The following is a 19,397-nucleotide window of genomic DNA, read 5'->3' as shown; positions in this document are numbered from 1 at the left end:
AATCCAAACGGCTAAGGCCGCCAGTTTAAAAAATTACGCAGCAGCAAAAGGCCGCCGTCGTGGCTTTTTTCGGTGTGAAACTGGGTGGCAAATACATTGTCTTTGCCGACAATGCAGGCAAATTCGTGCGGATATTCGCTGCTGCCCAACACGATTTCCTGCTGCTTCGGCGCAAAATAATAGCTGTGGACGAAATAGAAGCGGGTGTCTTGGGCGATGTCGGCAAACAGCGGGTGCGGGCGGGTTTGGCGGACGGTGTTCCAGCCCATGTGCGGCACTTTCAGCCGGTTGCCCCCGGCATCGTGCTGATTGGCGGCAAAGCGTCTGACTTCGCCCTCAAACCAGCCCAAACCGGCGGTGTCGCCTTCTTCGCTGTGTTCAAACAAAAGTTGCGCCCCGACGCAGATGCCGAAAAAAGGTTTGTTTTTCAAACCGTCGGCCACGGCTTCGCGCAGGCCGCTGCGCTGCAGCGCCGCCATGCAGTCGGGCATTGCACCCTGTCCGGGGAAAATGATTTTATCGGCGGCGGCAACCTGTTCGGGTTGGTCGGTCAGATAAATTTCCATGGGGCTGCCGGACATTTTTTGTGCGGCCTGCACCGATTTGAGTACCGAATGCAGATTGCCCATGCCGTAATCTATGATAGCGGTTTTCATTATGCTGAATCTTTTGTTTATAGATAAATGATCTGCGTATTGTAACAAAATACGGCCTGCAATGCGGGTATTGTCAGCAATTTCAGGTAGAGAGGCCGTCTGAAAAACGGGTCGTGTTTTCAGACGGCTTGCGGTTTATTGTTCCGCCAGTTTCAGATATACGCCGGAAACGTCTTGCTCGCCGTAGCCCGATTGAACCGCTTGGCGGTAGCTTTCGGCAACGGTTTCCACTGCGGGTAGGCGGCTGCCGGCTGCAGCGGCTTCCATGCAGGCGAGGTTGAGGTCTTTGCTGGCGTGTTTGAGGGCGAATGCCGGCGGAAATTCGCCGTTGGCCCACAGGGATTTTTTGGTTTGGAACATCGGCGAATCCATGGCCGAGCCGCCGATGGCTTCGACGATGGTGTCGGTGTTGATGCCGAACTGGCGTGCCATCAGCATGGCTTCGCTGTATGCTTCGCCGAAAATGCCGAGCAGGGAATTGAGTACCAATTTAGCGCCCGAACCTTTGCCGACTGCGCCGAAATGGAAGGTTTTTTTGCCGAGGAAGGAAAAGGCTTTTTGCAGCGGATTCAACACGGCTTCGTCGCCGCCGAACAGAATCAGCAGGGTGCCGTTGGTGGCGGGGCCGACCGAGCCGGATACCGGCGCTTCGGCGAATTGTCCACCGTAGGCTTCGACGGCGGCTTTGATTTTCAGGTTTTCGCTGGGGGCGATGGTGCTCATATTGACGATGATTTTGCCAGACAAGTCGTTTTTCAGCGATTCGACAATGTCGTTTACGGCGGCGTAGTCGGATACCATCAGGAAGATGACCGGATAATCCTGCACCAAGGTTTGGGCGGACGGGTAAACTTTAGCGCCTTTGGCGGCGGCTTCGGCGGTTTTTTGCGGCGCACGGTTGAATACGCCGACTTCGATGCCGTTGTCGAGCAGACGGTTTACCATCGGAATGCCCATTTGGCCCATGCCGATCCAGCCGATTTTATTGTGTTCCTGCATGATGTTTCTCCTTGTTTTGGTGTAAAGTGGGGCGGGTAGGCCGTCTGAAAAACGGTGTTTCGGTTTCGCAGAAATTTGCTTTGCTTGTTTTGGCGAAATTTTTGGTTTTAGCTTCGCAGAAACTCGCCTTGCTTGTTTTGGCGAAACCTTCGGTTTTAGCTTCGCAGAAACTCGCTTTGCTCGTTTTCAGACGGCATAGTTTGGGTTATGCGGTCAGTGTGCCTTTGGTGGAAGGCATTTTTCCGGCCATGCGTTCATCGTGTTCCACGGCCATGCGCAGCGCTCTGCCGAAGGCTTTGAATACGGTTTCTGCCTGATGGTGGGCATTGCGGCCGCGCAGGTTGTCGATGTGCAGCGTTATCATGCTGTGGTTGACCAAGCCTTGGAAAAATTCGCTGAACAAATCGACATCGAAGCGGCCGATTAAGGCACGGGTGTATTCGATGTTGTACACCAAACCGGGGCGGCCGGACAAGTCCAGCACGACACGGCTCAGGGCTTCGTCAAGCGGCACATAGGCGTGGCCGTAGCGGCGGATGCCGGTTTTGTCGCCCAAGGCCTGTTTCAGCGCCTGACCCAAGGTAATGCCGATGTCTTCTACGGTGTGGTGGTCGTCGATGTGCAGATCGCCTTTGCAAGTGATGTCGATGTCGATCATGCCGTGGCGGGCGATTTGGTCGAGCATGTGTTCGAGAAACGGTACGCCGGTGTCGAAACGGCCGCAGCCGCTGCCGTCGAGATTGACGGACACGGTAATTTGGGTTTCGCTGGTGTTGCGGGTAACGGTGGCGGTGCGGTCGCCCGCTGCGGCGGTAAAGGAAACGGCGTTTTCAGACGGCATGGTCGGGTTTTCGGTTTCTTGAGCCGTCTGTTCGGCCGCACGGGCTTTTTCCAAGTCTTTGCTGTGGTCCCGGTTGAGCCAGCCTTTGCGTTTGTTCATGCTTTTTTCCAGCTTGGCGGCCAGCGACGGGCGGATGCCCCGTGCGCTGTCGTCGCCGGATTGGCTTTCGAGGCGGCGTTTGAGTTGCGACAGGGAAGCGGATTTGCCGTAGCCGCACTGGCGGGCAAGGGCGCTTAGAGAACCGGCTTCTTCAATCAGCAGGTGCAAGTTTTGTAAATGTAATTGGACGGTGTTCATAAAAAACTCGTGATATTTGTTTGACAATAAAATAAAGGGAACAGGTCAGCCGTAGAGCTTGCGGATAACTGCCAACACGGCATCGTTTTGCTGCGGCGAGCCGACGGTAATGCGTACGCACTGTTCCAGCAGCGGGTGGGTGCCGTGCAGCTTTTTAATCAGGATGCGGTGTTGTTTGAGCGTTTCAAACAGTTCGAGCGCATCGGGAACACGCACGGTTAGAAAGTTGGCTTGGCTCGGGAAGGTTTTCAGACGGCTTATTTGCGATAATGCGGCATACATGCGTTCGCGTTCGGCCTTCAGTTCGGAAACGGTGCGGTTGATGGTTTCGGCGTGCTGCATGGCGAATTTGGCGCTGGCCAGACTGAGCTGGTTCATATTGTAGGGCGGTAGGATTTTCGCCAGTTCGTTCATCACCATCGGGCTGCCGGCGGCATAGCCGATACGCAGTCCGGCAAAACCGATTTTGCTGATGGTACGCATCACCACCAAATTCTCAATGCTGCCCGCCTGCGTAAGGAAACTGTCGTTGTTGAATGCGCCGTAGGCTTCGTCCACCACCACAATGCCCTGTGCGGCGGCAATCACGGCTTCGATTTCTTCACGCTTGAAGCAGACACCGGTCGGATTGTTGGGATAAGCAAGGAAAATCAGCGCCGGATTATGGGTTTGCACGGCTGACAACACCGCCGCCAAGTCCAGAGTAAAATCTTCTTTGAGCGGTACGCCGATATACTCCATGCCGTAAAGCGCCGCATTGTGGCGGTACATCACAAAACTCGGCTCGACACCCAAAACTTTTGCTCCGGGTTTGGCCACCAGCATGGTCAGAAACTGGATGAGTTCGTCCGAACCGTTGCCCAGTGCAATCTGCGCCGCTTCGGGAATGCCGAACGCCTGCCGCAGCGCCGACTGCAAACCGCTGGCGGCCGGATTGGGATACAGGTGAATCGGTGCATTGCCCAGCAGCATCTGCCATTGCGCCAATAATTCCGGATTGTGTGCAAACGGGTGATGCGGGCTTTCCATTGCGTCCAACTTGATAAAGTTTTCCGGCAAATCCGCAATCTGATACGCCTGCATGGCCTGAATATCGTTGCGGATAAATGAAAGCGGTGAGGGCATGGTTTTCTCCTGATTTTATTGTGCAAAGGCTGGCGGCTTGGGTTGCGTTTTTATAAACAGTATTCTAACCGATTGCCTTTTATCTTGAAACGTTAAAATATTGACAATCAAAATGTAGCATAAAACGGCTGCAAAAGCAGGGATTTTTTAAACAAATTTTGCTGAAAACGGTAAAACGATAAGGTTTGGGGCGCAAAATAATCGTATTTTCGAATATTTTCCGCTCAACAGTGGGCGGGTAAATGTTTGCTTTGCATGTGCTATTCAGGCGTATAATAGCGGTTTTACCGATTCGACAGGGAATATTGGTTTCATGACACATACCGTCCATTTGCAGTTTGAAGAAATCGACAATGCCGTATTGCAGCGCCTGTGCGGTGCCTTGGACAGCAATCTCGAAATATTGGCAAAAGCGCTGGATATCCAAATCAGCCGCCGTTTCGAGCATTTTACCTTTATGGGTGTGCTGGCACATGCCGGGCGGCGGGCGTTGCTGGCATTGGCGGAACAGGCGGAGCAGGGCGAATTGGAAGCAGAAGCCATTCAGTTGGCGGCGGTGGAAGCCAAAACCGCAGATGCGCAGCATCAGGAACAACACCGCGACCAACAATATTATTTCCGCACCAAGCGGGGGAGTATCGGCGGCCGCACGCCCCGTCAAAACGGCTATATCCGTGCGCTGCTCAATCATGATGTCGTATTCGGCCTCGGCCCCGCCGGTACGGGGAAAACCTATCTGGCGGTGGCGGCGGCGGTTGATGCGATGGAAAAACACCAAATCGAACGGATTGTGTTGGTGCGTCCGGCGGTGGAAGCGGGCGAGAAACTGGGTTTCCTGCCGGGCGACTTGGCGCAGAAAGTCGATCCCTATCTGCGGCCGCTGTACGACGCTTTATATGACTTAATGGGCTTCGATCGGGTCAGCAAACTGATGGAAAAAGGTCTGATTGAAATTGCCCCGCTGGCCTATATGCGGGGGCGTACGCTCAACGGCGCTTATGTGATTTTGGACGAGGCGCAAAACACCACGCCCGAACAGATGAAAATGTTTCTGACCCGCATCGGTTTCGGCGCAAAAGCCGTGATTACCGGCGACATCAGCCAAATCGATTTGCCCCGCAACATCAAATCGGGTTTGAAAGACGCTCAGGAAAAACTGCGCCATGTGGAAGGGCTGTATTTCCATACCTTTACCAGCGAAGACGTGGTACGCCATCCTTTGGTGCAGAAAATTGTCGAGGCTTACGAGGCGGCGGAAGAAAGCTAATCGGTGAAATGCCGAATTTCTGTATAAAGACGAAAGCCGGAATAACGGGCGGGGTGAATTTTGAATGTGTTCAAAATTCAGTTAAGCCGCCATTGGAAAACCAATCCCGCCATCGAATAAATAAACAAAGGCCGTCTGAAAAACCGATTGTCCGGTTTTCAGACGGCCTGTTTTCAATCAAACCTTACCAATATTGCACAAATTCCGATAAATCGGTATTTTTGCCGCCGCCGGTTTCTTCGGCCGGCGTGCCGATCATAATCAGGCCGATGATTTTGTCTTTTTCGCCGCAGCCGAAGGCTTCCCGCATCAACGGGCTGTTGGTCCACAGGCCGGTAATCCAGACGTTGTCGAAACCTTGGGCATTGGCGGCCAGTTGCAGGGCGTAGGCGGCGCAACCGGCGCTAAGCATTTGTTCCCATTCGGGTTTGGGTTTGGCGACTTCTTTGTTGGGGCGGAAGCCGACACCGATTACCAGCGGTGCCATATTGCCGATTTTTTCAGCCTTAATCATGGATTCTTCGCCGAAATTCAATTCGGTAACGGTTTGACGCAGCAGCGAGCGGAAGCGTTGCAGACCGTCTTCGCTCTGAATCACGGTAAAGCGGAACGGCCGCATATTGCCGTGATCCGGCACTTGGGTGGCGGCTTGGAGCATGAGTTCGATTTGCTCGGCACTCGGAGCGGGTGCGGCCAGTTTTTTGGAAGAACGGCGGGTAGTCAGCAGTTGCAAAGCGTCCATAATGAAAGTTAAACCTTTGTGAAAAATTCAAATTTTGTGTGATGTATGATGAGAATGGATAACACGGAGTGCCGTGTGCGGTGGGTTGTTGAAAGCCGTTCTCATCGTTGAGGCCGTCTGAAAATCGGGTTCTCGCAGTGGGAAATGCCACTTGTTCGTTTTCAGACGGCCTGTTTGCGGCGGATGGCGGTTTTCAGCCGTAGCGGCGTTGGAAATCCAGCATAAAATCACGCAGTGCCTGCACGCCTTCGAGCGGCATGGCGTTGTAAATGCTGGCCCGCATCCCACCGACCGAAGGATAGCCTTTGAGCAGTTTCAGCCCCGCCAGTTCGGCTTCTAAAACAAAGGTTTTGTCCAATTCGCTGCTTTGGGTTTGGAACACGACGTTCATTTTGGAGCGGGCGTTCGGGTGGATTTTGTTGGTGTAGAAACCGCCGCTGTTGTCGATGGCGGAATAGAGCGTTTCGGCTTTGATGCGGTTGATCTGTTCGATTTTTTTTACGCCGCCCTGACTTTGCAGCCAGCGGAATACCAAGCCGGAAATGTAAATCGGATAGGTGGCGGGGGTGTTGTACATGCCGTTTTTCTCGATATGGGCGCGATAGCTGAACACATTGGGTATGTTTTTCGGGCAACGCTCTAGCAAATCTTCCCGAATAATCACCACGGTTGCGCCGGACGGGCCGATGTTTTTTTGCGCACCGGCGTAAATCAGCCCGTAATCGGCGACATTAAAGCTGCGGGACAGGATTTCGCTCGACATATCGCACACCAAAGGCGGCATGCCGTCTGAAAGTTTGGGTACATCTTGATATTGCAGACCATTGACGGTTTCGTTGATGGCAAAATGTACAAAAGCCGAATCGGGCGCAATATCCCAAGTATCGGGGGCGGGGAGGTCGGTATAGTCAAACAACTCGCCGCCGTGTGCCGCCAAATGAATCTGCGTATCGCCCAAAAGCTGCATCTGTTCGTAGGCAATGCGGCTCCAGTTGCCTGTTACCACTGCGTCGGCACGTTTGAAACCGTGCGCCAGATTCATCGCCGCCATATTAAACTGCGTGGTTGCGCCGCCTTGTAAAAACAGGATTTTATAGTTGTTCGGAATATTTAAAAGTTGGCGCAAATCCTGTTCGGCATGATGGAGAATGCTCATAAACATTTCCGAGCGGTGGCTCATCGACATCACCGGAAAACCGGTGCCGTTGTAATCCAGCATTTCCTGTTGGGCGGTACGCAGCACCGCTTCGGGCAACACGGCGGGGCCGGCGGAGAAGTTGTAAATCGCAGGGGCAGACATGGTTCGGCCTTTGTAGAATCAAAACAGACGGGTTTTGATTGTAGAGACAGCCGGGCGTTTGCGCAAGTGCGGCGGCGTTGGCGAGGCCGTCTGAAAATGCCGTTTTCCGGTCTCTGTCAAAGCGGGAAAAAGCCGATTAAAATCAATGCTTCTTTTTTTTGCGGAAACAGGTTATAATAGCCGCAATTTTTCATAAAGTTGAAAACATTTGTTTCTTTAGGCAAAACATGCCGGTGTAGTGCGGGAACAAACGATTTTAACGACAGTTTATCGAAAAATGGCCTCGAGCCATTTTTTTTGTTTCTACCCTTTGGAGCAGTATGGATATCCAAAACATTCTTGACAAAACCCTACCGGGCTTGGGCTATGAGCTGGTGGATTTCGAATTGACGGCGCAGGGCGATTTGCGCATTTTTATCGACAAAGAAGGCGGTATTACCGTTGAAGACTGCGCCACCGTCAGCAACCACCTGAGCCGTGTCTTTATGGTGGAAGACGTGGACTACAAACGTCTGGAAATTTCCAGCCCCGGTTTGGACCGTCCGCTGAAAAAAGCCGCCGATTTCGTACGCTTTGCCGGACAGCAGGCAAAAATCAAAACCCGTTTGCCGATTGACGGACAGAAAAACTTTATCGGCAAAATCGAAGGCTGCGAAAACGACACCGTCAGCCTTTCGTTTGACGGCAAAACCGTTGCCATCGAAATCGGCAATATCGACAAAGCGCGTCTGCGTCCCGAATTTAAATTTTAAAACATACCGGATACTGGAGATTGAACAAGATGAGTCGTGAAATGTTGCAGCTGGCCGAAGCGCTGGCGAGTGAGAAAAACGTAGAAGCGGAAGTGGTGTTTGAGGCATTGGAATTTGCCCTGTCCACCGCCGCCAAGAAAAAAGCCAACCGGGAACACATGGACGTGCGTGTGGAAATCGACCGTGAAACCGGCGAATACCGCACCTTCCGCCGCTGGCTGATTGTTGCCGACGAAGACTATACCTATCCGGACGTGGAAAAAACCATCGAAGAAATTCAGGAAGAAATTCCGGGTACAACCATTCAAATCGGCGAATATTACGAAGAGCAGCTCGAAAACGAAGGCTTCGGCCGCCAAGCTGCACAAACCGCCAAACAGATTATTCTGCAGCGCATCCGCGATGCCGAGCGGGAACAGATTCTCAACGAATTCTTGGCCCGCAAAGAAGACATTGTAATGGGTACGGTGAAACGCATCGAGCGCCACGGCATTATTGTCGAAATCGGTCGTTTGGACGCTTTGTTGCCGAGGGAACAAATGATTCCCCGTGAAAACTTCCGCACCGGCGACCGTATCCGCACGCTGTTTCTGCGGGTGGACGAAATCGGCAACACCGGCCGCAAACAGGTGATTTTGAGCCGTACGTCTAAAGATTTTCTGGCGAAACTGTATGAAATGGAAGTGCCGGAAATTGCCGACGGCCTGTTGGAAATCCGTGAAGTTGCCCGTGATCCGGGTCAGCGTGCCAAAGTGGCGGTGAAAGCCAACGATCAACGCATTGATCCGCAAGGCACCTGTATCGGCGTGCGGGGTTCCCGTGTCAATGCCGTTTCCAACGAATTGTCCGGCGAGCGTATCGATGTGGTGCTGTGGTCGCCGGAAACCGCACAGTTTGTGATTAACGCCCTGTCGCCTGCGGAAGTTACCCGCATTCTGATTGACGAAGACAAACATTCTGTCGATGTGATTGTGGCGGAAGACCAGCTGGCGCTGGCCATCGGTCGGGGCGGTCAAAACGTACGTTTGGCATCCGATTTGACCGGCTGGCAGCTGAATATTATGACGGTTGCCGAAGCAGACGAGCGCAACGCCGCCGAAGACGCTGCAATCCGCAGCCTGTTTACCGAACATCTGAACCTTGACGAAGAAACCGCCGATATTCTGGTGCAGGAAGGCTTTGCCACTTTGGAAGAAGTAGCGTATGTGCCGGCCGCCGAACTGCTGGAAATCGACGGCTTCGATGAAGAATTGGTAGAAGCCCTGCGCAACCGTGCCCGTGATGCGATTCTGACGCTGGCGATTGCTTCGGAAGAAAAACTGGACGAAGTGGCGGAAGACATGCGCACGCTCGACGGTATGGATACCGATATGCTGCACGACTTGGCGCAGGCCGGTATCACCAACCGGGACGATCTGGCAGAGTTGGCAGTGGATGAATTGATTGAAATTACCGGTATTACCGAAGAAGAAGCCAAAAAAGTGATTTTGGCGGCACGGGAACACTGGTTTGCCGAAAACCAATAAGGGGGTAGATAGATGAATAACACGACAGTAGAACAATTTGCCGCCGAACTGAACAAACCGGTTGATGATTTATTGCAACAGCTGAAAAGTGCCGGTGTTGAAAAAAACAGCGGCGGCGACAGTCTGACGCTGGAAGACAAACAGCTGCTCAACGCTTATCTGCAAAAGAAAAACGGCCGTGATGCCGGGCAGGTATTGAGCGTACGCCGTACCAAAACCGAAGTCAGCCAAGTAGCGGGCGTGAAAGTGGAAACCCGCCGCAGCCGCCGCACAGTAGCGATTCCGTCAGCCGAAGAACTTGCCGCCCAAGCCAAACAAAAAGCCGAGGCGCAGCAGAAGGCCGAAGCGGAAAAAGCCGCCAAAGAACAGGCCGAGCGGGAAGCCGCCGAAAAAGCAGCGGCCGAAAAAGCCAAAGCCCAAGCCGAAGCGGAAAAACTGAAAGCGGCAAAAGCACAAAGCGAAACCAAAGCTGCTGCGGAACCAGTTGAAAAACCGGTAGAAAAAGCAGCGGAAAAAGCAGACAAGCCGTCTGAAAAAGCCAAAAACGCCAAACCGAAAGCGGAAAAAGCCGCCAAAGGCAAAGACGTGAAAAAAGCCGCTCCGGTAGAAACGCCGCAGCCGGTGGTCAGTGCCGAAGAACAGGCACAGCGTGACGAAGAAGCACGCCGTGCCGCCGCCCTGCGTGCGCATCAGGAAGCCCTGCTGCGTGAAAAACAAGAACGTCAGGCACGCCGTGAAGCGGTAAAACAGCAGGCATTGCAGGATGCCAAAGCCGCCGAGCAAGGCAAGTCGATGGAAAACCGTACTGCCAAACCGAGCAAGCCGTCTGAAAATGCCCCTGCTGCTGTTGTTGAAAAACCCGCCGCAGGCAAAGCCAAAAAAGACGAACGCCGCAACCACGACGACGAACGTCCGCGCGGTAAGGCCGCCAAAGGCCGCAACGGCCGCAATACCGCTCAGGAAGAGCGTGTACGCGGCGGTAAAAAAGGCAAAAAACAGCTCAAACTTGAGCCGAACCAACATGCTTTCCAAGCACCGACCGAGCCTGTGGTACACGAAGTTTTGGTTCCCGAAACCATTACCGTTGCCGATTTGGCACACAAAATGGCGGTCAAAGGCGTGGAAGTAGTCAAAGCCCTGATGAAAATGGGCATGATGGTAACCATCAACCAATCCATCGACCAAGACACCGCCTTGATTGTGGTGGAAGAATTGGGCCATATCGGCAAACCGGCCGCCGCCGACGATCCGGAAGCCTTCTTGGACGAAGGTGCGGAAGCGGTGGAAGCCGAAGCCTTGCCACGTCCGCCGGTGGTAACTGTTATGGGCCACGTCGATCACGGTAAAACCTCGCTGCTCGACTATATCCGCCGTGCCAAAGTGGTACAGGGCGAAGCGGGCGGCATTACCCAGCATATCGGTGCCTACCACGTTGAAACCCCTCGCGGCGTGATTACTTTCTTGGATACTCCGGGCCACGAAGCGTTTACCGCCATGCGCGCCCGCGGTGCGAAAGCGACCGACATTGTGATTCTGGTGGTGGCCGCCGACGACGGCGTGATGCCGCAAACCATCGAGGCGATTGCCCATGCCAAAGCGGCGGGCGTGCCGATGGTGGTTGCCGTCAATAAAATCGATAAAGATTCCGCCAATCCGGAACGTATCCGCCAAGAATTGACGGCGCACGAAGTCGTGCCGGACGAGTGGGGCGGCGATGTGCAGTTTGTCGATGTATCGGCCAAACAGGGTCTGAATATTGATGCGTTGCTGGAAGCCGTGCTGCTGGAAGCCGAAGTGCTGGAACTGACCGCACCTGTGGAAGCGCCGGCCAAAGGCATTATTGTCGAAGCCCGCTTGGACAAAGGCCGTGGTGCAGTGGCAACGCTGCTGGTGCAAAGTGGTACGCTGAAAAAAGGCGATATGCTGCTGGCGGGTACGGCATTCGGTAAAATCCGTGCCATGACCGATGAAAACGGCAAACAAATTACTGAAGCCGGTCCTTCCATTCCTGTCGAAATTCTTGGTCTGTCCGATGTGCCGAACGCCGGCGAAGACGCTATGGTGTTGGCCGACGAGAAAAAAGCCCGCGAAATCGCCCTGTTCCGCCAAGGCAAATACCGTGATGTTCGTCTGGCGAAACAGCAGGCGGCGAAACTGGAAAATATGTTCAACAATATGGGCGAAAACCAAGCCCAATCCCTGTCGGTGATTATCAAAGCCGACGTACAGGGTTCGTACGAAGCCTTGTCGGGCAGCCTGAAAAAACTGTCCACCGACGAAGTGAAAGTGAACGTATTGCACAGCGGCGTGGGCGGTATTACCGAGAGCGATGTCAATCTGGCGATTGCTTCCGGCGCATTCATCATCGGCTTTAACGTGCGTGCCGACGCTTCCGCCCGCAAACTGGCGGAAAACGAAAGCGTCGAAATCCGCTACTACAACATCATCTACGATGCGATTGACGATGTGAAAGCAGCGATGAGCGGCATGTTGGCACCGGAAGAGAAAGAACAAATCACCGGTACTGTGGAAATCCGCCAAGTTATCAGCGTATCCAAAGTCGGCAACATCGCAGGCTGTATGGTAACCGACGGCGTAGTGAAACGGGATTCCCACGTCCGCCTGATCCGCAACAACGTGGTGATTCATACCGGCGAACTTTCTTCGTTGAAACGCTTTAAAGACGACGTTAAAGAAGTCCGCATGGGCTTTGAATGCGGCCTGATGATTAAGGGCTACAACGAAATCTTGGAAGGCGACCAACTCGAATGTTTCGACATTGTCGAAGTGGCACGTTCGCTGTAATACAGTGAAAACAAAAAACGGATACCTGAAACGGGTATCCGTTTTTATGTAAGGCCGTCTGAAAACAGACATAAACAGTTTTCAGACGGCATGTTGTTAAGAAAGTGAGTTCACTAAAGCGGGAAGGGCTTAGGGAATGAGTGGTTCGCTGCGTTGTATATAGTTAAAACGCTGAATTTTCTGTACAAGCCAGTAAGCTAATGCCACCTGCACACTGTTCCCCGTCCCGCTGGAGGGAAGGGGTTAGGGGAAGGGTGGCTCGCTGCGGTGTCATATTTTTTAGGTTATTTCACTATAATCTTTTTCTGATTATTTCACGATATTGCCGTCTGAAAACAGACAACAAATAAGCCATATCCAAAATCTTCCCCATATTCTGCAAAATATGCCATAATAAAACCGCTATTGCATACCGAAAGGCACAAACTGCTGCATCGGGTGTATAAAAGAAAAACCCCAACAACCTACAAGAGAATATCTATGACTAGCAAAGCCACCATTATCTATACCCATACCGACGAAGCGCCTGCATTGGCAACCCAATCCCTGTTGCCGATTGTGCAGGCGTTTACCAAAGAAGCCGGCGTGGACGTAAAAACCAGCGATATTTCGCTGGCAGGCCGTATTTTGGCGCAATTCTCCGAATTTCTGCAGCCTGAGCAGCGTGTAGTCGATGCCTTGGCAGAACTGGGCGAACTGGTCAAACAGCCTGATGCCAACGTAATCAAATTGCCGAACATCAGCGCTTCCGTGCCGCAGCTGACCGCCGCCATTAAAGAATTACAGAGCAAGGGCTTTGCCGTTCCCGATTTTCCGGCCGACCCGCAAACCGACGAAGAAAAAGCCGTTCGCGAACGTTACGACCGCATTAAAGGCAGTGCCGTAAACCCTGTTTTGCGCGAAGGCAACTCTGACCGCCGCGCTCCGAAAGCTGTGAAAAATTTTGCCAAGAAAAATCCGCACAGCATGGGCGCTTGGAGCAAAGATTCCAAAACCCACGTTTCCACCATGCAAAGCGGCGACTTTTTCCATAACGAACAATCTGTTACCGTACCCGAAGCGGGCGAAGTATCGATTCTGTTCACCGACAAACAGGGCAATCAAAAAGCCCTGCGCAAACCGGTGGCGCTGAAAGCAGGCGAAATTATCGATGCCACCGTGATGAGCAAAAAAGCCCTGCTGGCATTTTTGGCAGAACAAGTGCAAGATGCCAAAGCCAAAGGCGTATTGTTCTCGCTGCACATGAAAGCCACCATGATGAAAGTGTCCGATCCGATTATTTTCGGACACGCCGTTAAAGCCTTTTTTGCACCGGTATTTGAAAAATTCGGCGCAGAACTTGCCGCCGCCGGTGTCAATGTAAACAACGGTTTCGGCAATCTGCTGGCCAACCTCGACAAATTGCCGTCTGAAACCCGTGCCGCCGTCGAAGCCGAAATCGCCGCCGTTTACGCCGCCAATCCTGATTTGGCCATGGTTGATTCCGACAAGGGCATTACCAATCTGCACGTTCCGAGCGATGTGATTGTGGACGCTTCCATGCCGGCCATGATCCGCAATTCCGGCCGCATGTGGGACAAAGAAGGCAAAGCCCAAGACACCAAAGCCGTGATTCCGGACAGCAGCTATGCCGGCGTATATCAGGCAACCATCGACTTCTGTCGTGAAAACGGCGCATTCGACCCGACCACCATGGGTACTGTGCCGAATGTCGGCCTGATGGCGCAAGCCGCCGAAGAATACGGCTCACACGACAAAACCTTTGAAATCCAAGCCGACGGCAAAGTAGAAGTAGTGGACGCTTCCGGCAAAGTACTGATGCAGCACGAAGTCGAAGCCGGCGACATCTGGCGCATGTGCCAAACCAAAGACGCACCGGTAAAAGACTGGGTTCAACTCGCCGTAAACCGTTCACGCCTGAGCAACACCCCCGCCGTATTCTGGCTTGATGAAAACCGTCCGCACGACAAGAGCCTGATTAACAAAGTCAATACCTATCTGGCCGATTTGGACACCAACGGCTTGGATATCCGCATCCTAGCGCCGGTAGAAGCCACCAAATTCACCCTGCAGCGCCTGAAAAACGGTGAGGACACCATCTCCGTAACCGGCAACGTATTGCGCGACTACCTGACCGACCTGTTCCCGATTTTGGAACTGGGTACCAGCGCCAAAATGCTCTCCATCGTGCCACTGATGAACGGCGGCGGCATGTTTGAAACCGGTGCCGGCGGCTCTGCACCGAAACACGTCCAACAATTCCTCGAAGAAAACCACCTGCGTTGGGACTCTTTGGGCGAATTTTTGGCACTGGCAGTATCGCTGGAACATCTGGCACAAAAAACCGGCAACAGCAAAGCCCAAGTATTGGCAGACACCTTGGACGCAGCAACCGAACAATTACTGCTGAACGACAAATCGCCGAAACGCAAAGCCGGCGAACTCGACAACCGAGGCAGCCATTTCTACATTGCCCTCTATTGGGCGCAAGCCTTGGCCGCACAAAACCAAGATGCCGAATTGAAAGCCAAATTCGCACCATTGGCCGCCACCTTGAGCGAAAACGAAGCCAAAATCACCGCAGAATTGGCAGAAGTTCAGGGCAAAGCAGTCGATATCCAAGGCTATTACGCCGCCGATGCCCAAGCCGCCGCCCAAGCCATGCGCCCAAGCGCCACATTCAACGCCGCATTGGCAGCGCTGTAATCAATACAAATATTTGGTTTGATTGAAAACTAGGCCGTCTGAAAATCTGATTTTCAGACGGCCTAGTTTTCAGATATAGTTGGGAAAAATTTTTTGCATTCTGTTTTTTAGGCTTATCATGTTGACCAATCAACCGTTAAATATCTTTTTTTCAGCCGATTTGAAAATGTATAGTGAATCCACCAAATTTAAATAACACCCCTAAACAACTCATCCACAGACATCACCCCAAACTTCCTCCGTCTGGCCTTTAACCAAGCCCACTTCTTCTCAATCGGATTTAAGTCGGGACTGTAAGGAGGAAGCCACAAGACAGTATGGCCTTTATCCTTCAATAACGCTTCGGCCTTACCCTTATGAAACGCCGCATTATCCATGACCACCACACTGTTATCCGGAAGCTGCGGTATCAGCAGCTGTTCTACCCAAGTATCAAATATCCTGCTGTTGATACTGCAGTCAAACAAACCGACCGCAAACAGCCGTCCGCCATATATAGTGAATCAACCAAATTTCCAGCACACTCTAAACCCAACATGCCCGTCATTCCGACGAAAGTCGGAATCTATTTCAGCGGCTTAGGCAACTGTTTTTTCTTTACAGTTTCTGAATCTGACAGATGGATTCCGACTTTCGTCGGAATGACGGGGGTATCGGAAAATTGTATGGATTTTTAAGTGGATTCACTATAGCGCACCGATGGCATTGGTCTGATTATGTCCCTGCCAGTCATAAGTATTGATGCAAAGGCTGCCTTTGGGTGCATACCCATAAGGACGGTGGACGGAGGTTCTGAATCCACTTTCATCCAAACAGACAATCGGACGTTTTTTCAGATGAAAACGGTGTTTGAGTCTGATAAACCGTCTTCTGAGCCGGACATTTGCCTTTGGGTGTTTATTGGTCTTTTTTTCGGCTGATACCGTATTTTTGCAGTGCTTTATGAATAGCACTGGTTGAACAGTTAAACCGCTCTGCCCGTTCGTAGCAATAGGCATCGGGGTATTGTTCTACATCCAGAAACAGTGCTTCTTTTGTGATTTTGAAAGGTTTTCTGTCTTTGGGGTAGGCTTTGGGGACAGGGTTCTTTGTCCATCTGAACAGGGTATCGCTGCCGATACCGAGTTCTTTGGCTGCTTTGCGGATGGAAAGGCCTTGTTTGAGTTTGGCTAGGGCGAGTTTGCGGAAGTCTGTTGAGTAGGTCATGGGGAGGAATTGGGTGAATCAATGTCGGCTAAATTGTAATTTATTTTAGGTAGATTGACTATAGAAATTATTATATTGTCCCGCCATCGCCAAGGCTTTTTCAACCAAACCTTCCTTTTTCCATTTGTCTTGATTAAACAACAGAATACCCGAATTAAAATAGGGCTTTAAATCAGGGAATTCATAATAAAAATGATCAGTATAATTTAATACCCCGTCCACCGTTGCAGCCAGATAATTATCGCCCAAATCAGTCTGATACAGTGGTAATAAATCTGTATTAACGACCAAATCACAATCCAAATACAGGGCTTTTTCAGCAGCCAAAGTCGGAATCAACAGCCGATAATAAGTCGCTTCATTGATATGGGGAAGATGATGATTCTCGGCAAAGTTGCCTTGAATTTTGACGTTTTCAATACAGCTGCCTAAAAGTGCTAATTTTTGATTCAGCCAATCGAACCACTCTTCAGGATATTCTTTATTAAGCAGATGAAAATGAATATTTTTATTGTGGTAACAAATAGATTTAATTGCCGTCAACAGCGGAAACTATAGTGAATCCACTTAAAAATCCATACAATTTTCCGATACCCCCGTCATTCCGACGAAAGTCGGAATCCATCTGTCAGATTCAGAAACTGTAAAGAAAAAACAGTTGCCTAAGCCGCTGAAATAGATTCCGACTTTCGTCGGAATGACGGACATGTTGGGTTTAGAATGTGCTGGAAATTTGGTTGATTCACTATATTTGCACAATGCAAACGAAGCCGTCTGAAAATCAAGTTTTCAGACGGCTTCGTTTTGGCGGTGGCATTTAATCAATAATCCCCAATTCCTGCAGCCCCCGATACACGCCGTCTTCATCGACGCTCGGGCAGACATGGCGGGCGGCGGCTTTGGCTTGGGGTTCGCCGTTGCCCATGGCAACGCCGAAGCCGACGGTTTGCAGCATTTCAATGTCGTTCATACCGTCGCCGAACGCCATTACGTCCTGCATTGCTATGCCCAGTTTGGCAACGGAGTGGGCAATGCCGACGGCTTTTGAGCCGCCGCTGCGCAGGATATCGACGGCGTTTTCATGCCAGCGGACGGTTTTCAGGCCGAGTGCTTCGATGTCGGGGCTGATTTCTCCATCTTGTTGCGGCGGATAGAATGCCAGCATTTGGTACACTTCATGCTTCTGGTAATAATGCGGGTCTTCGGGGCAGACGGTCAGAATACTGGCAAGCGTGTTTTCGGTCAGCGTATTGCGTTCGGATACGGCAATATGCTGTGTACCGACAAACGCATAGGGAATGTTTTTCCGCTGCAAAACAGCGATAACGGCGTGAATGTCGGCTTCGTCCATCGGATAGGATTGCAACATTTTCCCTTGGTATTCAATATATTGACCGTTGATGGAAATCAGCATATCCATACCGCATTGGCGGATAAGCTGTTTGATTTTTTCGGGAAAAGCGGCAGGCGTGCGGCCGGTGGCGATGGCGGTGAGTATGCCTTTGGCCTTGAGAGCATTCATCGCCTGCAAGACGGAGGGCCGTAGAGTGTCGGTGTATTTGCGGTAGAGCGTGTCGTCGATGTCGAAAAAAATGATTTTCGGAGTCATGGTTTGAATTCTTTTAATCAGTGAACCGCAACATATAGCGAAAACGCTGTTTTGTCTATATATTTTGAGAACGTTTACAGGATATTCAGCCGTTATTTTACCGGCTGAATATCAGCTTTATTTTTCTTCACGGCAGCTTTGAGGGCGGCGTGGAGGGTGTCGTCAAAATACCAGCGGCCGTCGGGCAGGGCGATGGCACCGCCGCTGCAGCGGAAGGTGATGCTTTTGCCGTTTAAGGGGTGGCGTTCGGTTACATCAAATTCATGCAGCTTGCCCCAGTCGGCAACGGGCAGTTGCGGTGCGTATTGTTCGATTAAACGGTTGTGCCGCTCGATACCTGAACTTGAGCGGCAGTTGCCGTCGCAGCTTCCGAGTGCCTGCAAGGGGCAGGGCTGGTTGGCGGCGTAGGTGGTCGGCAGAATATCGAGCAAGGCAGGGCAAAGATCGTGGGTTTGCGCCCAGTCCGCCAAAGCACGTTTGGCGGCTTTTTTGTGCAGAAACAGACCATTTGGTTTGCGTTCGTGCCAACCGTTGTTGAGGGGAACGATTTTTGCCTGCAATACGCCTTGGGCGGACGGAGTAAATTGTACGGTGAAAAAGTATTTGCCGTTTTTAGACGGCATCAGCCGGTGTTCCAGTGCCGCCTGTGCCTTGAGCCACAAGGCGTGCAGCGTACCTATGGCGGGCATAAAGCGGATTTGGGCGGCGGCTTGGAGATAGGGCGGCAGTTTTTTGCGGCTGAACGCAGCCGAAATTTCCGAATAGGCGTGTTCGTAGGCTTCCACCGATAATGCCTGACTGTGTGCGTCCAGCCATACCGCAGCACCGGCGCTGTCGGGCAGGGCATAGATTTGCCCCTGCAAATCGGGCGGCAAGGTTGAAGGCAGCATGGCGGGGCGCAGCAGCGATTGGCTTTGCTGCAGCCATTCATCGGGTGAGTGTTCTTGCAGGCTGCGTTCCAAAAAGTCGCACAATGCGACAACATCGGTCATCGCCCGATGGCGGTTGGCAACCGGAATATCGAAACGCTCGATAATGCTGTCTAAATTATGTTTGTATTCTTGGGGATACAGTCGGCGGGAAAGTTGGACGGTGCATAATGCCGGACCGGCAAAATCGATACCGGCACGGGCAAACTCATGGCGCAGAAAAGTATGGTCGAAACGGCTGTTGTGGGCAACTACCAGCGAATGCTGCAACAACGGCAGCAAATCCGCGGCGATGTCGGCAAAAGCCGGCGCATGGGCGACGGTTTCATTGGAAATACCGGTCAGGTTTTCAATAAATTCCGAAATCGGCTGCTGCGGATTAACCAGCTGTTCATAGCGCCGGATTTTGCCGTTTTCAAAACGAATCAGGGCGATTTCGGTGATCCTGTCCTGATAAAAATTGCCGCCCGTAGATTCCAAATCCACCACGGCAACCGGCAGGCCGAAGCGGGAAAATACCGCCGCCAGAGCAGGCCAGTGCGAAATATCCGCCATTTTCTTTTCCTGTAAATTCAAACAACAAAGCGGCATTTTACACTTTTTTTGATTTTTTTCCAGCAAAGGGCTTGACGCAAAA

Annotated in this window: 17 protein-coding genes; 6 read left to right on the top strand and 11 right to left on the bottom strand. The window is 52.0% G+C overall.

Going from position 1 to position 19,397, the window contains the following annotated elements; genetic code table 11:
* Positions 1-11 precede the first annotated feature (11 nt).
* The 4 genes from hisH to hisC form a co-directional block, all read right to left on the bottom strand.
* Entirely contained in the window at positions 12-656 is a 645-nt protein-coding gene (gene hisH, locus PJU73_RS06040) for an imidazole glycerol phosphate synthase subunit HisH (RefSeq protein ID WP_237091753.1), read from the bottom strand.
* Between the two features lie 135 nt (positions 657-791).
* Entirely contained in the window at positions 792-1,655 is an 864-nt protein-coding gene (locus PJU73_RS06035; protein ID WP_237091754.1) for an NAD(P)-dependent oxidoreductase, read from the bottom strand.
* 205 nt (positions 1,656-1,860) lie between these two features.
* Positions 1,861-2,793, bottom strand: coding sequence for an imidazoleglycerol-phosphate dehydratase HisB (gene hisB, locus PJU73_RS06030; protein WP_237091755.1), 933 nt, complete (start codon positions 2,791-2,793; stop codon positions 1,861-1,863).
* Between the two features lie 45 nt (positions 2,794-2,838).
* A complete protein-coding gene (hisC, locus tag PJU73_RS06025; RefSeq protein WP_237091756.1) occupies positions 2,839-3,918 on the bottom strand; it encodes a histidinol-phosphate transaminase in 1,080 nt (359 codons plus the stop codon).
* A 313-nt stretch (positions 3,919-4,231) separates the two neighbouring features.
* Between hisC and PJU73_RS06020 the strand changes: the two genes are divergently transcribed.
* Positions 4,232-5,185 (top strand): PhoH family protein, encoded by a 954-nt coding sequence (locus PJU73_RS06020; protein WP_237091757.1) that lies wholly within the window; start codon positions 4,232-4,234, stop codon positions 5,183-5,185.
* A 184-nt stretch (positions 5,186-5,369) separates the two neighbouring features.
* Here the strand turns inward: PJU73_RS06020 and PJU73_RS06015 are convergent, their stop codons facing one another.
* Together PJU73_RS06015 and serC are read right to left on the bottom strand one after the other, a co-directional pair.
* The gene (locus tag PJU73_RS06015; protein ID WP_237091758.1) at positions 5,370-5,927 is read right to left on the bottom strand and encodes a nitroreductase family protein; all 558 of its coding nucleotides are present in this window, start codon (positions 5,925-5,927) and stop codon (positions 5,370-5,372) included.
* 193 nt (positions 5,928-6,120) lie between these two features.
* Positions 6,121-7,227 (bottom strand): phosphoserine transaminase, encoded by a 1,107-nt coding sequence (gene serC, locus PJU73_RS06010; protein WP_237091759.1) that lies wholly within the window; start codon positions 7,225-7,227, stop codon positions 6,121-6,123.
* Positions 7,228-7,547: 320 nt separating this feature from the next.
* On the opposite strand from serC, the gene rimP reads away from it, so the two are divergent.
* The 4 genes from rimP to PJU73_RS05990 all read left to right on the top strand — a co-directional run bounded on the left by rimP (position 7,548) and on the right by PJU73_RS05990 (position 15,016).
* Positions 7,548-7,979, top strand: coding sequence for a ribosome maturation factor RimP (gene rimP / locus PJU73_RS06005; RefSeq protein WP_237091760.1), 432 nt, complete (start codon positions 7,548-7,550; stop codon positions 7,977-7,979).
* A 29-nt stretch (positions 7,980-8,008) separates the two neighbouring features.
* Positions 8,009-9,505 (top strand): transcription termination factor NusA, encoded by a 1,497-nt coding sequence (nusA, locus tag PJU73_RS06000; RefSeq protein ID WP_237091761.1) that lies wholly within the window; start codon positions 8,009-8,011, stop codon positions 9,503-9,505.
* Positions 9,506-9,517: 12 nt separating this feature from the next.
* A complete protein-coding gene (gene infB / locus PJU73_RS05995) occupies positions 9,518-12,310 on the top strand; it encodes a translation initiation factor IF-2 (RefSeq protein WP_237091762.1) in 2,793 nt (930 codons plus the stop codon).
* Positions 12,311-12,790: 480 nt separating this feature from the next.
* Entirely contained in the window at positions 12,791-15,016 is a 2,226-nt protein-coding gene (locus tag PJU73_RS05990; protein WP_237091763.1) for an NADP-dependent isocitrate dehydrogenase, read from the top strand.
* A 188-nt stretch (positions 15,017-15,204) separates the two neighbouring features.
* On the opposite strand, the gene PJU73_RS09610 is transcribed toward PJU73_RS05990, so the two are convergent.
* On the bottom strand, positions 15,205-15,483 hold the full coding sequence (locus PJU73_RS09610; protein WP_371871512.1) for a transposase: 279 nt from the start codon (positions 15,481-15,483) through the stop codon (positions 15,205-15,207).
* Between PJU73_RS09610 and PJU73_RS05985 the strand changes: the two genes are divergently transcribed.
* Positions 15,373-15,693 (top strand): hypothetical protein, encoded by a 321-nt coding sequence (locus tag PJU73_RS05985; RefSeq protein ID WP_237091764.1) that lies wholly within the window; start codon positions 15,373-15,375, stop codon positions 15,691-15,693. The two genes, PJU73_RS09610 and PJU73_RS05985, sit on opposite strands and share 111 nt — an antisense overlap.
* Positions 15,694-15,913: 220 nt before the next feature.
* On the opposite strand, the gene PJU73_RS05980 is transcribed toward PJU73_RS05985, so the two are convergent.
* The 4 genes from PJU73_RS05980 to PJU73_RS05965 form a co-directional block, all read right to left on the bottom strand.
* Positions 15,914-16,222, bottom strand: coding sequence for an IS630 transposase-related protein (locus PJU73_RS05980; protein WP_237091766.1), 309 nt, complete (start codon positions 16,220-16,222; stop codon positions 15,914-15,916).
* A gap of 45 nt (positions 16,223-16,267) precedes the next feature.
* On the bottom strand, positions 16,268-16,765 hold the full coding sequence (locus PJU73_RS05975) for a glycosyltransferase (RefSeq protein WP_237091765.1): 498 nt from the start codon (positions 16,763-16,765) through the stop codon (positions 16,268-16,270).
* A gap of 274 nt (positions 16,766-17,039) precedes the next feature.
* The gene (locus PJU73_RS05970) at positions 17,040-17,831 is read right to left on the bottom strand and encodes a Cof-type HAD-IIB family hydrolase (protein WP_237091949.1); all 792 of its coding nucleotides are present in this window, start codon (positions 17,829-17,831) and stop codon (positions 17,040-17,042) included.
* Positions 17,832-17,923: 92 nt separating this feature from the next.
* Entirely contained in the window at positions 17,924-19,315 is a 1,392-nt protein-coding gene (locus tag PJU73_RS05965; protein ID WP_237091950.1) for a 3'-5' exonuclease family protein, read from the bottom strand.
* Between the last annotated feature and the right edge of the window lie 82 nt (positions 19,316-19,397).

It is taken from the genome of Neisseria lisongii, assembly GCF_028463985.1.
Taxonomy (GTDB): domain Bacteria; phylum Pseudomonadota; class Gammaproteobacteria; order Burkholderiales; family Neisseriaceae; genus Neisseria; species Neisseria lisongii.
The sequence above is the reverse complement of the archived record's forward strand: the minus strand, read 5'-3'. Positions and strand labels throughout refer to the sequence as shown.